Genomic DNA, 15,034 nt, shown 5'->3' with positions numbered 1-15,034 from the left:
ATAACTATTCATTAAAAATGAAATGTTATTTTAATAATGTCTTGTTTTTTGTGACCCACCTCTTTTTTAGCGGAGCGCTCGTGTATCAGCGCATAAAAGTGTGATCGATAAAGTGTTTCTGGGAAGGGGATTTTCTTAAAGATGAAAAAAGGCCGCAAAAGCAGCCTTTGGGGTTGATCCGTTATCAATGAGGGTTAGACAACTTTATGCGGACCAAAACATTCGTAATGTAGCTGTTCAGCCGGGATACCCATGGCCAGCAGTTGCTGTGCGATAAACTGCATGAAAACCACAGGGCCGCACAGGTAATAGTGCATATCTGGCGTGGTTAATTCATCTTTTAGCGAGGCCAACTGCATCAGTCCGCTGTGGTGATAATCTTCGCCCGGACGATCGGCCTGCTGCGGTTCTCGATACCAGATGTGGTGCTGGAACTGCGGCAGTGACTGTCCCGCTTGTTTGATTTCATCCGCAAACGCATGCGCCGTGCCGTTTTCTGCCGCATGCAGCCATAACACCTTTGCCTGATGATCTTGCTGTTTGAGCGTATGCAGCATGCCCAGCATAGGGGTTTGCCCCACGCCGCCGGAAATCAGGGCCACCGGTGTGGAGGCGGGGATATCAAGGAAGAAATCACCGTGCGGAGCTGCCAGATGAATGATGTCGCCTTCGCGTGCGGTATCATGCAGATAGCCGGAAACGGTGCCCTGTGCTTCACGTTTCACCGCAATCCGGTAGGATTTTCCATTTGGTGCGTGAGTCAGAGAGTATTGGCGAATCTCCTGATTGGCAAAACTGTCATGCTTGATGTAAACCGCCAGATATTGGCCCGGTTGAAAATCAGCAATCGGCTGGCCGTCGGTGGGTTCCAACGTGAAGCTGGTAATCACGGCACTTTGTGGCTGCTTGTTCACAATACGGAAAGGTCGTACACCGCTCCAGCCGCCGTTTTTCGCTTCGGTGTTGCGGTAGATATCGCCTTCGCGCTGAATGAAGACATTCGCCAGCACGCCATAGGCTTTACCCCAGGCGTCCAGCACGTCCTGCCCTGGGCTAAACATTTCATCCAGCGTTGCCAATAAGTGATTACCCACGATCTGATACTGATCGGCCTGAATGTTAAAGCTGGCGTGCTTCTGGGCGATACGCTCAACCGCAGGCAGCAGCGCGGCCAGATTTTCAATATTCGTCGCATAAGCACAGATGGCATTGAACAACGCTTCTCGCTGATCGCCATTGCGCTGGTTACTCATGTTAAAAATATCTTTGAGCTCAGGGTTATGCGTAAACATGCGATCGTAGAAGTGTGCGGTCAGTTTCGGGCCGGTTTCCGCCAGCAGAGGAATGGTTGATTTAACAATGGCGATAGTGTGGTTATCCAGCATGGTGACTCCTTATTTATTGGCATGACTTATAAGTTGTATTTTATATGCATCTTATTGGGTTTGACCATTGCTGTAAATTACCTTTTTGGTGGTAGGGGTTCTTAGGGCGAACCAAAGGGAATAACATGAAGAAATAGCAGGTTGAGAATGAAGAAAAATCCGTTGACCACCATGCGGCTCATATTTGCTGAAGCCTTGTGCTGCCTGTAGCTAATCGTTTGCGTAAAAACCTCTGTCAAGACCTATCTTCATTAGGGAAAAACGGTTTACACTATACGTCATTCCCCAAAAGGGTAGCCCAATTCCCAAATGGGCCATTAATTCCCAGTATATTTATGTTAGCTGAGTCAGGAGATCCGGATGTTAAAGCGTGAAATGAACATTGCCGATTATGATGCCGACCTGTGGCAAGCAATGGAGCAAGAAGTGGTGCGTCAGGAAGAGCACATTGAACTGATTGCATCAGAAAACTACACCAGCCCACGCGTTATGCAGGCTCAAGGGTCTCAGCTGACGAACAAGTATGCTGAAGGTTATCCGGGCAAACGTTACTACGGCGGCTGTGAGTATGTTGACGTCGTTGAGCAGTTGGCGATCGATCGTGCGAAAGCGCTGTTCGGTGCAGATTATGCCAACGTGCAGCCGCACTCCGGTTCTCAGGCTAACTTTGCCGTTTACACCGCGCTGCTGCAGCCGGGCGACACCATTCTGGGTATGAACCTGGCGCACGGTGGTCACCTGACGCACGGTTCTCCGGTTAACCTGTCGGGCAAACTGTATAACGTTATTCCTTACGGTATCGATGAAAGCGGCAAAATTGACTACGACGAAATGGCGGAACTGGCGCGTACGCACAAGCCAAAAATGATCGTCGGCGGTTTCTCTGCCTACTCTGGCGTGGTTGATTGGGCGAAGATGCGTGAAATTGCTGACAGCATCGGCGCTTACCTGTTTGTCGATATGGCGCACGTTGCAGGTCTGATTGCCGCTGATGTTTACCCTAACCCGGTTCCTCATGCTCATATCGTGACCACGACGACGCACAAAACGCTGGCTGGCCCACGCGGTGGTCTGATTCTAGCGAAAGGCGGCGACGAAGAGCTGTACAAAAAGCTGAACTCTGCTGTTTTCCCTGGTGGCCAGGGTGGTCCGTTGATGCACGTTATCGCGGGTAAAGCGGTTGCGCTGAAAGAAGCCATGGAGCCTGAATTTAAGGTTTATCAGCAGCAGGTTGCGAAAAACGCCAAAGCGATGGTTGAAGTCTTCCTGTCACGTGGTTTCAACGTCGTTTCTGGTGGAACCAGCAACCACTTGTTCCTGCTGGATCTGGTTAGCAAAAACCTGACCGGTAAAGACGCTGATGCTGCACTGGGTCGCGCGAATATCACCGTAAACAAAAACAGCGTGCCTAACGATCCGAAGAGCCCGTTTGTGACTTCCGGTATCCGTATCGGTACGCCAGCGGCAACCCGTCGCGGCTTTAAAGAAGCGGAAGTGCGTGAACTGGCTGGCTGGATCTGTGATGTGTTGGATAACATCAACGACGAAGCGACCATTGAGCGCGTGAAACAGAAAGTTCTGGATATCTGCGCCCGCTTCCCGGTTTACGCATAATTCGGCATTTTCTCTGACATCACTGTCGGAACACTTCCTAAACGCCAGCCTGTGTGCTGGCGTTTTTTATGGCGGCCATCCCTGGCCACCACCCTGCGGGCCGTCGCAAGCGACGTTGAAAATTTCTCCCGGAAATTTTTTATGCCTGTCGATCGGGCCGACATCGTTGTTCGCATTTCATTGCGAATAACGCGTTGCGCCGCCGCATGCACTCTGACAGAGTAGCCAGCAAAAAAGAGCCGAAGCTAGGAGAGTTCGTCATCGAAAGGGAGACATCATGGTTTTGCAATCGACGCGCTGGCTGGCGCTAAGCTATTTCACCTACTTTTTTTGCTATGGCGTTTTCCTGCCATTTTGGGGGGGATGGCTGAAAGGCGAGGGGCTGTCCGCCGAGTCAATCGGGATGCTGCTGGGGGCGGGTCTGGTGGCGCGTTTCGTCGGCAGTCTGGTCATCACGCCCAGCGTGAAAGATCCGTCCAAACTGATTACGGTATTACGTGGGCTGGCGTTGCTGTCACTGGCGCTGGCCGTTGGTTTCTGGCTGGGGAATGCCTGGCTGTGGCTGATGATCGTGATGATTGGGTTTAACCTGTTTTTCGCGCCACTGGTGCCGCTGACCGATGCATTAGCCGCGACCTGGCAGCGGCAGGTCGTGATGGATTACGGCAAGGTCCGGGTTTGGGGCTCGATCGCGTTTGTCATTGCTTCTGCGGCGACAGGCGAACTGGTCGCTATCTGGGGACACCCCGCGATTTTGGCAATTCTCAGCGCGGGGCTGGCCGTCATGCTGTTAGGCATGCTGCTTCGCCCTAGCGTAATGCCGCAAGCGGCAACGTCGACAACGCAGTCGGTTAGCGTGACGCCGTGGAAAGCCTTGCTGACCGAACCCGCAGTATGGCGTTTCCTGCTTTGCGTGTCGCTGCTGCAAGGTGCACACGCGGCGTACTATGGTTTCAGCGTCATTTATTGGCAGGATTCGGGCTATTCCGCCTCGATTATCGGCTATCTCTGGTCATTAGGCGTGGTCGCGGAAATTGTCATCTTTACCTTCAGCCAACGTCTGTTTCGGCGCTGGAGCGCCAGACAGCTTCTGTTGCTCTCAGCCGTGTGTGGCGTGGTGCGCTGGGGGCTAATGGGCGCGACGGTGGCTCTGCCGTGGCTGATTGTGATACAGATATTGCACTGTGGCACGTTCACCGTGTGCCATCTGGCCGCCATGCGCTTTATCGCAGCGCGTTCCGGTGGTGACATCCTGCGGCTACAGGCAGTGTATTCCGCGTTGGCAATGGGGGGAAGCATCGCGGTGATGACGATGGTATCCGGTTTCCTGTTTGAACATTTACAGGGCGGTACGTTCTGGGTGATGGCGCTGCTGGCGGTGCCAGCACTGTTTATTCGGCCTTCCGTCAGCCACCGTGCTGTGGTCGAAAAGGTCTAAAAAGTAGTATCTACTGTCAAGATAACGTAGTGTGGTAAAAATAATGTTACATTATAACGCTTTGAAACGCAGGTGCGGACGGATAACGTTGCTGATGACAGGCTTGGCATTCGGCCAACCCGTTTTCGCTCACCCACACAGTTTTATTGATATGCAGACGACAGTTGAGAGCCAGAACGACAACATCACCGGTTTACGTATGCAATGGACGATGGATCCCATCACGTCGGCCGATTTGCTGTATGACGCAGGAAAGGCGAAAACGGATTCTGAAATCTGGAAAAAACTGGCGGCGGAAGTCATGGCTAATGTCTGGGGGCAGCACTATTTCACCGATATCTATCGTGATGGTCAGCCCGTGAAATATACGCTGCTGCCAACCGAGTATCACCTTTCCCGCAAAGGCAATCAGGCGGTACTGGAGTTTGTATTACCGCTGGCGCATCCACAGCCGCTAGCCGGAAAGCCTTTACTGATTTCTACCTACGATCCTACTTATTTTGTTGATATGTCGTATAAAAATGATAAGGCTGTGAAACTTGCACCTGAGCTAGCCTCGCGCTGTAAAACCACGCTCGTCACGCCGGAACCTAACGCTGGACTGCAATCCTATGCGCTGTCGCTGGATAAGAATGATGCGCCGGATGAAGATATGGAGCTGGGTAAACAGTTTGCACAGCGGGTGACGTTGCAATGTCAGTGAACCTCGGTTCGCTGCCGCGCCGGCGTCCGCTGTTGAGTCGGCTGCGCGATCTGTGGCCGCTGTGGCTGTTTTTGGTGCTGCTGGCCTCGGCGCTGCATTACATCGTGGGGTACTGGCCGCAAATCGTGCTGCAAAGCGCGATCTGGCAGAAATCGCTGCATCAGCAAATGTCGCACCTGTTGCAAATGGTGGAACAGCAGCCGCATCAGGCAGGGCTGAGTCTGATGATGTTCAGTCTGGTCTATGGCGTGCTTCATGCCGTCGGGCCGGGGCACGGTAAAGTGGTCATCATGACCTATCTGGCGACACATCCATCGAAGCTGAAAAGCAGCCTGAAGTTGACGCTTGCGGCGTCGCTGGTTCAAGGACTGATGGCGGTAGCGCTGGTGACGGTGGTATTAGGGATCTTGCAGCTATCCAGCCGAACGTTGCACAACAGCAGTTTCTGGATGGAAAAAGGGAGCTTCGTGCTGGTGGCGGGGCTGGGGCTTTTGCTCTGTTTCCGCGCATTGAAACAGCTGTATACCGTCCTCGTACAGCAGCCTAAACCCGCGACTATTTTGCGTGTCACCCAGCTTAACGTACCAACTAATAGACGTATGATGCTTCGCCCGGTGTCTGCACCGCTCCCTTCTTTGCACCAGCACGATACCGACTGTGGTTGCGGGCACCGCCATCTCCCGAGCAATGAGGAACTTGAGCGCGATAGCAGCTGGCGTACGCGTCTGATGATTGTGCTGGCGATGGGAATGCGCCCCTGTTCAGGCGCTATCCTGGTGCTGCTTTTCTCTAAAGTGATCGGCGTCTATCTGTGGGGCGTCGCTTCTGCGCTGGTGATGGCTGCCGGAACGGCGATCACGATCTCGGCGCTGGCCGTGTTGGTTTTTTACTGCCGTCGCGTCGTGGAGCGTTTAGGGGCAAATCGGGCATCGCCCGTATGGCAGCGTGCGACGTTTTCTCTTCTGGCATTTGCCGGCGGGCTGATTTTGGTTGGCTCCGGCGTCCTGCTTTACCTCAGCGCACAGCCCGCGATGATGGGCGGTATTCGGCCATTCTCCGGCTAATTTTACCTTTTATTAACGTCGCGCTAAAAACCCATTGCTTCCGATAATCACGGCAGGATATCATTTCAGTAATGATAACTATTATCATTTATAACCATAATCGCAGAAGGGAATAATAATGAAGAAATGGCTGTTCTCAGTCGTTGTTTTGTTGGGGCTGAGTGCGAGCGCTGTCGCCAGCGCTAACCCGATTGTTATTGAAGACGTTAGTGGCAGGAAGGTAGAAATTAAATCCGAAGTGAAGCGGATTATTTTAGGGGAAGGTCGACAGATTTATCTGCTGGCTGCCTTTGATACCGAGGCTCCGTTCCAGCGCGTGGTTGGCTGGCGTGACGATCTGCCAAAAGCGGATTACGACGGCTATATGGCTTATGAAAAACAATACCCGGAAATCAAAAAGCTGCCAACCTTCGGCGGAGCGAAAGACGGCACCTTCAACGTCGAGCAGGCGCTGACGCTGAAACCGGATTTGGTGTTGATGAATCTGGAGTCAAAAGCGGCGACGGATGAAGGCAAGTTAATTGAGAAACTCAATTCGCTGGGTATTCCGGTCGTGTTTATCGATTTCCGCGAGAAGCCGTTTGAGAACGCTGAGAAAAGCATTCACATCATGGGCCAATTGGTTGGTAAACCACAGCGTGCGGAAGAGATTATTAAATTCCGCCGTGAGCAGATTGAGCTGGTCACCGATCGGTTGAAGAACTATCAGGGTCCACGCCCGAAAGTGATGATCGACCGCGCGGGCGGCTATGATGAAGAGTGCTGCATGTCATTCGGTGATGAGAACTTTGGCCGTATGGTTGAGGCCGCTGGCGGTGACAACATTGCCAAGAACATCATCCCCGGCACGTTTGGCACGCTGAACCCTGAGCAGATTATCAGCTCTCGCCCGGATGTCGTGGTGGTGACCGGAGCGAACTGGAAAAACTACAACACGGCGAATGGCTGGGTTGGCGTTGGGCCAGGAGCCGATCAGAAAGAAGCGCTGCAACGTCTGCAAAAACTGATGGAGCGTTCAGCATTTAAAACGCTGCCAGTAGCAACTGATGGTAATGCCCATGCAATCTGGCATCAGTTCTATGACAGCCCGTATCAGTTTGTGGCGATTCAGGTATTAGCAAAATGGATGCACCCGGAGCTGTTTAAGGATATCGATCCTGACGCGACGTTCCGTACCTTCCATGAGAAGTTCCTGCCGCTGCCGTATCAGCCAGGCTACTGGGTCACGCTGCCAGCGAAGAAATAACGCGATATCCGTCATACTTCAAGTTGCGTGTGCGTTAGCACCTGAAACGCGAATTATTTAGGGCCTATCAGATAACTGGTCAGATAATAAAAAAGCACTGAATCTCATCGTTCAGTGCTTTTTTTATGCCTTTTTCGCTGGTTCAGCCCCTCATCGATTCCCCGCATTCTTTGTTCTATGAGAGCGTAAAGCAAACGTTTCCCTTCTCATTTATTTGGTTACAGGATCGTCAGATGTTTTTGACGATCGATTATCTTGTTTTGATAGTTGTTGATTATTGATTTGAGATTATTAAATGGTTTTGGCGATCAATGCTATCAAGCTGTTCGCTTCTGTGGCGATAATTGAAAGTGGTAAAGGTATGTCTGATTTTTATTCAATATGCCACGTAGGGAGGACGACGTTGTTTATTCGGCATGCCGGAATCAGGAAAAAAGTGCGGTATAAAAATTCAAAAATGGAGCGGTTATGAATATCACGCAACGCTTGCTGCTGACGTTTTCACTAATGTCGCTAGCACTTATCTCATTAGTTATAGTCACTTTATCATTGTTATCAGGGTTCCAGTCTCGTTTTGAATATGTTCAAGACAATGCGATTCCGAGCATCAAAGATTTAAATAGTCTGGTGGATAAAAGCAATTCGCTGGTGCTTTTCTTGTATCGTCACCAGACCACGGATGACGATCGTAAGCTGCCCGCGATCGAGCAGGACATCAATAGAACCATTGAGGAAATAAAGCAACTCAATGAGTACTACCTGATAAATGATGCTTCCAGCGAGGAGGATCGACAACTGACCAACACGGCGATTGATCTGACCAAAAAGTTACAGGCGTCGCTACCCGTTTTTATTAACGCGTCAAAGGCGAACCAAAACGAGATCGCGCTTGGTTTGCTACAGGGAGCGGGCGGGCCTGGAGAAGCGGTGCGTAACTTGCTCGCCAATTACCGTAAACAGTTCGATCTGAATGTTGAAATGGGCGACGCGCTGCGTCAGGTGAATCAACGGATCTATGAACAAACGTGGTTTGGTCTGCTATCCGGTACGTTATTGGTGTTGCTGTTGATCGGCTTTTTTGCAGTGAGAACCATTCTGGGCATCAGAAAGAGCTTGAACAATATGAGTCAAACGATGGAAAGCGTTAGCACCCATCTCGACCTGACGATTCAAGCTGACGATCGGCGCAAGGATGAAGTGGGAAATACCGCCCGCGCCTTTAATAGCCTGATGAATCGGGTCTCTTCGGCGCTGGCTTCGGTGAGTGCTTCATCGCAGTCGGTGAGCAGCGCGGCAACGCAGATTGCAGCAGGCAATGAAGATTTGTCATCCCGCACCGAAGAACAGGCCGCTTCGCTGGAACAAACCGCTGCCAGTATGACGGAAATCAGCGAGACGGTGCGCCAGAACGCGGAGAACACGCAACAGGCGAGCCTGCTGGCGGGGAACGCTAGCCGGATTTCCATCAATAGTGCGGATTCGGTCAACACGATGCTGAATACGATGGAACATATTCGCACCAGCTCAGGCAAGATCACCGACATCATTGCTCTTATCGAAGGCATTGCCTTTCAGACCAATATTCTTGCCCTAAATGCGGCGGTAGAAGCGGCGCGCGCCGGTGAGCAGGGGCGCGGTTTTGCGGTGGTTGCGGGTGAAGTTCGCACGCTGGCACAGCGTTCGTCCACGGCGGCGCGTGAAATCAAGGATTTGATTGATTCCTCAAACTCGCTGGTATCGACAGGCGTTGAACAAGCCAGCGATGTAGGGAAAAACATGTCGGCGATGAAAGACGCGATCCAGCAGGTGACGGATTTGGTGAATGAAATCGCGGCGGCAACCGAGGAACAAAGCCGGGGTATCAGTCAGGTGCATCAGGCCGTCAACCAGATGGATGATGTGACTCAGCAAAACGCCTCATTGGTGGAGGAAGCTTCTGCGGCATCGCAGTCGCTACAAGAGCAGGCAAGCACGCTGAGCCAACTGGTGGGGCAGTTCATTGTGGGACAGATGACCCCTATGGCGCTGGCTTCCGCTTCTGCATCCGTGCTACCGGGAATATCCGCGCCGCGCCTTTCGCCCGTGAGGAAAAAAAGTGCTGTTGCTCAGGATGAAGCGGACTGGCAGCGTTTCTGATCCCTCAAGCCGTGTGCTGTGCAGTGAGGCGGCATGCGGCCAGAAGCTCAATTGGCCAGTGGTGAAAAACCAGGGGAGATGACGATATGGAATCGACTGAGCACAGTGCGGAAAATTTGGGGGATTATGCGTCGTTATTGACGGAATTCGAACATATGACCGCGTTGCTTACTCAGCTAATGAAAAGCGATTACCGCACGCTTGATCTCTATCTCAATAATTGCCGTCACCTTATTTTGCGATTTACGGCGATTTATAAACTGATCGATAAACCAGAGTTCGAACATTATCTGAAGCATTATGACGCGCCGTTATACTACAACGTAAACAGCATTGGTTTGGCATTGCGTTTGTTTGAGAACATGCTGACGAATATGCGTGATGGGCTTGCTTCTAACACCGGTGTTGAAAACGGCGCAATGTGTACGGAGTGAAATATGTACGGAGTGAATAATTCTGACGCGGTGAATCAGCGTCGTAGCCCAAGGTAAGGAAGACGGTGAGGGGACTCACCGTCTACTCGTTCAGCAGCAGGCTTAGATGGTCGGTTCGCTGACCAGCCCGTCGATAATCACCTGCGGCACGCCCTGTGAACAGCGCTCGATGCGTCCACGCACGCCATAGACCGCAGACAGGCTTTCCGGGCTGATGACCTCAGCCGGCGCGCCGTTGGCAATCAGATTGCCGTTTTGCAGCATCAGTACGTGGTCGCCGTGACGCAGTGCGATATTGATGTCATGCACCACCACGACGGTGATGATGTTGCGCTTACGTGTTTCCTTACGCACCAAATCCATGACGTGGAACTGATAGTTCAGATCCAGCGCACTGAGCGGTTCGTCCAGCAGGAGCAGCGAGGGTTGACGGATCAGCGATTGTGCTAACCCAACCAGCTGTTTCTGTCCGCCGGAGAGCTGGTCGAGATAGCTTAACGCCAGATGTTCAATGCCCAACTGACGCAGCAGGCTCATGACTTCATCCTGCTTTTCGGCATTGTGCATGCCGCCGGACGCACGCTGTGCGACGATAATCGATTCCAGAACGTGCAGGTGAACGCCTGCGGGCAGGGACTGCGGCAGATAAACGACTTTTTCCGCCCGCTGGGCGAACGGCAATGTCATCAGGTTGGTGTCATCCAGCCACAGTTCGCCTTCAGAAGCGTTCAGACCTGCCATTGCACGCAGCAGCGTGGATTTACCGCTGCCGTTGGGGCCGAGCAGCACGGTAATCTTCCCGCGCGGCAGCTCTGGGACGGACAGATCGCGAATCACCTGACGCTTGGGGTAACCGGCGCGAAAGTGGGAAAGGCGTAATCCAGAAGAGGTGTGCTGGCTCATACGTTTCCTCTGTGGCGCAGGATAATACTCAGGAAGAATGGCACGCCAACCAGTGATGTGACGATACCAACCGGGATAATGACGCCGGGGATGAGGTTTTTCGAGGCGACGGACGCCATCGACAGCACCAGCGCGCCAGTTAATGCACTGGCAGGCAGATAGAAGCGGTGATCTTCACCGAAAACCATACGTGCGATATGCGGAGCCACCAGACCGATAAAGCCGATGGGGCCGACAAACGCGACTGAAATGGCGGACAAAATACTGATGCGCAGCAGCGTCGCCAGACGCAGGCGGCGGACGTTAATGCCAAAACTCACGGCGCGATCTTCACCCAACCGCAGTGCGGTCAGTTTCCATGAGCTCATCAGTGAAATTGGCATCACGATAGCGAGCACCAGCAGCAGGATACCCAGTTTTTCCCACGAGGCGCGGGCCAGACTGCCCATCGTCCAGAACACCAGACCTTGCAGCGTGTCTTCGTTGGCGATGAACTGGAGCATGGAAACCAGCGCGTTGAAGGTGAACACCAGCGCGATACCGAATAGCACGACGCCAGAGGTGGCGACCTGCGTCCAGCGCGTAATCCCATCAAGCAGCAAGGCTGCCAGCAGCGCAAAGATAAAGGCGTTTGCAGAAATAAACCACTGAGCCGGAATACCGGGGATACCGATGCCGAGAACGATAGCCAGCGCGGCGCCGAATGCGGCGGCGGAAGATACGCCGAGCGTAAACGGACTGGCCAACGGGTTGTTCAGGATGGTTTGCATTTCTGCACCAGCCAGGCCGAGCGCCAGCCCGACAACAATCGCCATCAGCGCGTAAGGCAGACGAATATCCCAGACGATCACGCGTGTACCCGCATCGGCGCTGGCCGGATCGGTCAGCGTCTGCCAAAGCACATCAAGCGTCAGGCCTGAAGGCCCCATCGTGAAATCCAGTAACAACGAGCCGATGATGATCAACAGCAGTATCGCCATAACACCCACGCGGCGTCGAATGATGCCGCGGTAGTTGTCCATAACGGTGTTGGCATCCGCAACAGGAGTGCGGATGCCCGGTTCAGTGGTTGTACTCATGAAAAATTACTCACCTTGTTTCCAGGCAAAGATAAAGTCACTGTCAGGCAGCGAGGTAAAATTTTGAATGATATGGTGATACGTGTCATCAGGATTCAGGCTGGTAAACGCCTGAGGATAAATGTCCTTTGCCAGATATTCCATACCGACAATGTTGTAGGGGTGGTTGTAGAAATGGTGGTAAACGCCATAAACGTGCTTCGCCTCAACTGCCGGAATCTGGCTAATGCCAGTACGGCTTAACAGCGTATTGGCTTGAGCGCGGACATCGTCGACGCTGGCGCCATAGCCTAACGGCAGGACCTGACTGTTGCCACGTTTAGAACCCGTCATGATGTAGGCATCAGGTTTCATGCTGATGATTTTTTCCAGCGAGACAAAACCCGTTGCGCCCGGCAGCAAATCTGAACCAATATTTTTCGCCCCGACCGCTTCAACTAATCCGCCCCAGCCGCTGTTGCTGTGTGTGAAGCAGCAGGAGTCCGAGTTTCCGGCAATCGGTTCAATAAAGATGCTCGGTTTTGGTGTGATCGCAGCGGTTTTCTGCTGAATGTCGTTGAGGTGTTTACGGTAGAAATCGGTATACGCTTTAGCATTGGCTTCACGGTTCAGAACCTGACCCAACAGGTCGATGCTGGGGGCGGTATCTTTGGCCGGATTCACTTCATAGTCGACAAACAGTACCGGAATATTGAGCGCGTTGAGCTTGTCGATCACGCCGCTTTCTTTCAGCGCCGCTTTGGCACGCAGTTGGGCAATCATCAAGTCAGGTTGTTTTGACAGCACGCTTTCCAGATCGACGTTGCCTTTGTCACTGAACCCCATATCCAAAATGCCGACGGACTGAGGCCATTTTCCTTTCAGCATGTCCCAGGTGGCGGTGTCCTGCTTTTTCGCCAGATTGTTCCAGGCGACCAGACGCTGGAAAGGATTATCGCGGTCGAGCAATGCCATCGCCATAATATCGCGGCCATCTTGCAGAATGATGCGCTGTGGCTCTTGTTTAATCGTGACACTTTTTCCGTCGAGATCGGTGACGGTAAGAGGATATTGGGTGGCGTAGCTGAAAAACGGAGTGGTGCAGAGTGCGGTCAGAAAGAGCGATCTTACTGATTTTCTTAACATGGTGGCGATCCTAATTCACAGTTTATCAATGTGATGAAGTTATCAGTGTAATGCGGTTGATAATTATTATCGTATAAGGATAAACAATGCGTATACAGGATTCATATGTAAAGAAAAATAACAACTCCAGCCCCTTGCGTTTTTATGTAGGGGCTGAAGTCGATCGAGATTAGCGTTTCAGTGCGTCGCTCAGTTCTTCACGGATAGTGCTCAGCATGGCTTTCACTACACGCGGGTTGCCTGCAACCAGGTTGCCGGACGCCATATAGTTATGTCCACCAACAAAGTCCGTTACGATCCCGCCTGCTTCACGAACCAGCAGCTCGCCGCCAGCGAAATCCCACGGCTTCAGGCCGATTTCAAAGAAGCCGTCAACGCGACCCGCGGCAACATACGCCAGATCCAGTGCGGCAGAGCCCGTACGGCGGAAATCCGCACAGTGGGTGAACAGTGCGCCGATGGCATTGATATAGCTTTTGCTGTGCTGCTTTAATTTGAAGGGGAAGCCTGTTGCCAGTACGGTGCCTTCCAGATCGCGAGCAGTGCTGCTGCGCAGACGATAGCCATTCAGCTGTGCGCCTTGACCACGGGTCGCGGTAAACAGTTCATTACGCATAGGATCGTAAACGACGGCAACTTCGGTACGGCCTTTAATGCGGACCGCGATAGATACAGCGAAGTGAGGTAAACGTTTGATGAAGTTGGTGGTGCCATCCAGAGGATCGATAACCCATTGTACTGCCGGATCTTCACCAGCCAGCTCGCCACACTCTTCACCAATGATGGTGTGCTGTGGGTAAGATTTGCGGATGACTTCAATGATCAGACGTTCTGCATCCCGATCGACGTTGGTCACAAAATCGTTGCTGCCTTTCTGGCTGGCTTCGACGGCGTCTGGCGTTTCATAGTTCTTGGCAATTAAATTACCGGCTTTACGCGCAGCGCGTATAGCGATGTTGAGCATCGGATGCATGGTATCGGTCCACTGGAATGTTAAAGAACGGAAAGCGGCGCAAAGTATAGCAGCAGAGCAGCAGAAAAGTAAAACAGCTAAGTTTGTGTTAAAGTACGGCGGTTTCCTTTTCGCACCACTTCCTTCTATCTATCGCATAACAGAGTTCATATGTTAGACAATATTCGCATTGTTCTGGTTGAAACGTCGCACACTGGCAATATGGGGTCAGTGGCCAGAGCGATGAAAACCATGGGGTTAAGCAAACTTTATCTGGTCAACCCGTTGGTTAAGCCTGATTCACAGGCAATTGCGTTGGCGGCAGGCGCCAGCGATGTTATCGGTAATGCCACCATTGTTGATTCATTCGATCAGGCGCTCGAAGGCTGTGGTCTGGTCGTTGGCACCAGCGCACGTTCCCGCACCTTACCCTGGCCGATGCTGGAACCACGCGAGTGCGGCGTTCGCAGCGCGCAGGAAGCGGAACACGCGCCGGTAGCGCTGGTGTTTGGGCGAGAACGTGTGGGGCTGACGAATGATGAGCTTCAGAAATGCCATTACCACGTGGCGATTCCCGCGAACCCGGAATACAGCTCGCTCAATCTGGCGATGGCGGTGCAGATTATTGCTTATGAAGTACGCATCGCACATTTGGATCGCTTACAGGCTGGGCAGCCGAAACACGAAGAGTCGCCGTACCCGCTGGTCGACGATCTGGAGCGGTTTTATCAGCATCTTGAACAAACGCTGCTGCAAACCGGGTTTATCCGACCGGCGCATCAAGGTCAGGTGATGAATAAACTGCGCCGCCTGTTTACCCGCGCTAGACCTGAAAGTCAGGAACTTAACATCCTGCGTGGAATACTGAGTTCGGTACAAAAAACACACGACGAATAATACTTGAGTATTTTACTTGGTTAAATAGTTGACTAAAACACTCAGGAATGTCAGACTC

General features: G+C 52.4%; 13 protein-coding genes. 8 read left to right on the top strand and 5 right to left on the bottom strand.

What is annotated here, in order from left to right; translation table 11 throughout:
* Positions 1 to 194 precede the first annotated feature (194 nt).
* Complete coding sequence (hmpA, locus tag R9X49_RS11930; RefSeq protein ID WP_319848538.1) at positions 195 to 1,385, bottom strand: NO-inducible flavohemoprotein; 1,191 nt, start codon at positions 1,383 to 1,385, stop codon at positions 195 to 197.
* Positions 1,386 to 1,745: 360 nt separating this feature from the next.
* Between hmpA and glyA the strand changes: the two genes are divergently transcribed.
* From glyA to R9X49_RS11895, 7 genes are all read left to right on the top strand, one after another.
* Positions 1,746 to 2,999: a serine hydroxymethyltransferase gene (gene glyA, locus R9X49_RS11925; RefSeq protein WP_319848537.1), complete on the top strand. Its 1,254-nt coding sequence runs from the start codon at positions 1,746 to 1,748 to the stop codon at positions 2,997 to 2,999.
* 277 nt (positions 3,000 to 3,276) lie between these two features.
* On the top strand, positions 3,277 to 4,437 hold the full coding sequence (locus R9X49_RS11920) for a 3-phenylpropionate MFS transporter (protein ID WP_319848536.1): 1,161 nt from the start codon (positions 3,277 to 3,279) through the stop codon (positions 4,435 to 4,437).
* A 43-nt stretch (positions 4,438 to 4,480) separates the two neighbouring features.
* Positions 4,481 to 5,140 carry a DUF1007 family protein gene (locus R9X49_RS11915; RefSeq protein WP_413775881.1) on the top strand — a complete coding sequence of 220 codons (660 nt, stop codon included), beginning with the start codon at positions 4,481 to 4,483 and terminating at the stop codon, positions 5,138 to 5,140.
* Entirely contained in the window at positions 5,131 to 6,204 is a 1,074-nt protein-coding gene (locus R9X49_RS11910; protein ID WP_319848534.1) for a nickel/cobalt transporter, read from the top strand. Before R9X49_RS11915 ends, R9X49_RS11910 begins: the two co-directional genes overlap by 10 nt.
* A 118-nt stretch (positions 6,205 to 6,322) precedes the next feature.
* Positions 6,323 to 7,450 carry an ABC transporter substrate-binding protein gene (locus tag R9X49_RS11905; RefSeq protein WP_319848533.1) on the top strand — a complete coding sequence of 376 codons (1,128 nt, stop codon included), beginning with the start codon at positions 6,323 to 6,325 and terminating at the stop codon, positions 7,448 to 7,450.
* 468 nt (positions 7,451 to 7,918) lie between these two features.
* Positions 7,919 to 9,586: a methyl-accepting chemotaxis protein gene (locus R9X49_RS11900; RefSeq protein ID WP_319848532.1), complete on the top strand. Its 1,668-nt coding sequence runs from the start codon at positions 7,919 to 7,921 to the stop codon at positions 9,584 to 9,586.
* 86 nt (positions 9,587 to 9,672) lie between these two features.
* Positions 9,673 to 10,020: a hypothetical protein gene (locus tag R9X49_RS11895; protein WP_319848531.1), complete on the top strand. Its 348-nt coding sequence runs from the start codon at positions 9,673 to 9,675 to the stop codon at positions 10,018 to 10,020.
* A 102-nt stretch (positions 10,021 to 10,122) separates the two neighbouring features.
* On the opposite strand, the gene R9X49_RS11890 is transcribed toward R9X49_RS11895, so the two are convergent.
* The 4 genes from R9X49_RS11890 to suhB form a co-directional block, all read right to left on the bottom strand.
* The gene (locus R9X49_RS11890; RefSeq protein WP_319848530.1) at positions 10,123 to 10,923 is read right to left on the bottom strand and encodes an ABC transporter ATP-binding protein; all 801 of its coding nucleotides are present in this window, start codon (positions 10,921 to 10,923) and stop codon (positions 10,123 to 10,125) included.
* Positions 10,920 to 12,002 (bottom strand): iron ABC transporter permease, encoded by a 1,083-nt coding sequence (locus tag R9X49_RS11885; protein WP_319848529.1) that lies wholly within the window; start codon positions 12,000 to 12,002, stop codon positions 10,920 to 10,922. Before R9X49_RS11885 ends, R9X49_RS11890 begins: the two co-directional genes overlap by 4 nt.
* 6 nt (positions 12,003 to 12,008) lie before the next feature.
* Positions 12,009 to 13,127 (bottom strand): ABC transporter substrate-binding protein, encoded by a 1,119-nt coding sequence (locus tag R9X49_RS11880; protein ID WP_319848528.1) that lies wholly within the window; start codon positions 13,125 to 13,127, stop codon positions 12,009 to 12,011.
* A gap of 169 nt (positions 13,128 to 13,296) precedes the next feature.
* The gene (gene suhB / locus R9X49_RS11875) at positions 13,297 to 14,100 is read right to left on the bottom strand and encodes an inositol-1-monophosphatase (protein WP_319848527.1); all 804 of its coding nucleotides are present in this window, start codon (positions 14,098 to 14,100) and stop codon (positions 13,297 to 13,299) included.
* Between the two features lie 150 nt (positions 14,101 to 14,250).
* Between suhB and trmJ the strand changes: the two genes are divergently transcribed.
* Complete coding sequence (trmJ, locus tag R9X49_RS11870) at positions 14,251 to 14,976, top strand: tRNA (cytosine(32)/uridine(32)-2'-O)-methyltransferase TrmJ (protein WP_319848526.1); 726 nt, start codon at positions 14,251 to 14,253, stop codon at positions 14,974 to 14,976.
* The last annotated feature ends 58 nt before the right edge of the window (positions 14,977 to 15,034 follow it).

It is taken from the genome of Pectobacterium carotovorum, assembly GCF_033898505.1.
Taxonomy (GTDB): Bacteria; Pseudomonadota; Gammaproteobacteria; order Enterobacterales; family Enterobacteriaceae; genus Pectobacterium; species Pectobacterium carotovorum_J.
Note: the sequence above shows the minus strand (reverse complement) of the source record. Positions and strands in the feature narration are given on the sequence as shown.

Coding starts and splice junctions, on each gene's coding strand:
- hmpA (WP_319848538.1), bottom strand. CDS start 1,385: ATGCTGGATAACCACACTATCGCCATTGTTAAATCAACCATTCCTCTG.
- glyA (WP_319848537.1), top strand. CDS start 1,746: ATGTTAAAGCGTGAAATGAACATTGCCGATTATGATGCCGACCTGTGG.
- R9X49_RS11920 (WP_319848536.1), top strand. CDS start 3,277: ATGGTTTTGCAATCGACGCGCTGGCTGGCGCTAAGCTATTTCACCTAC.
- R9X49_RS11915 (WP_413775881.1), top strand. CDS start 4,481: ATGTTACATTATAACGCTTTGAAACGCAGGTGCGGACGGATAACGTTG.
- R9X49_RS11910 (WP_319848534.1), top strand. CDS start 5,131: ATGTCAGTGAACCTCGGTTCGCTGCCGCGCCGGCGTCCGCTGTTGAGT.
- R9X49_RS11905 (WP_319848533.1), top strand. CDS start 6,323: ATGAAGAAATGGCTGTTCTCAGTCGTTGTTTTGTTGGGGCTGAGTGCG.
- R9X49_RS11900 (WP_319848532.1), top strand. CDS start 7,919: ATGAATATCACGCAACGCTTGCTGCTGACGTTTTCACTAATGTCGCTA.
- R9X49_RS11895 (WP_319848531.1), top strand. CDS start 9,673: ATGGAATCGACTGAGCACAGTGCGGAAAATTTGGGGGATTATGCGTCG.
- R9X49_RS11890 (WP_319848530.1), bottom strand. CDS start 10,923: ATGAGCCAGCACACCTCTTCTGGATTACGCCTTTCCCACTTTCGCGCC.
- R9X49_RS11885 (WP_319848529.1), bottom strand. CDS start 12,002: ATGAGTACAACCACTGAACCGGGCATCCGCACTCCTGTTGCGGATGCC.
- R9X49_RS11880 (WP_319848528.1), bottom strand. CDS start 13,127: ATGTTAAGAAAATCAGTAAGATCGCTCTTTCTGACCGCACTCTGCACC.
- suhB (WP_319848527.1), bottom strand. CDS start 14,100: ATGCATCCGATGCTCAACATCGCTATACGCGCTGCGCGTAAAGCCGGT.
- trmJ (WP_319848526.1), top strand. CDS start 14,251: ATGTTAGACAATATTCGCATTGTTCTGGTTGAAACGTCGCACACTGGC.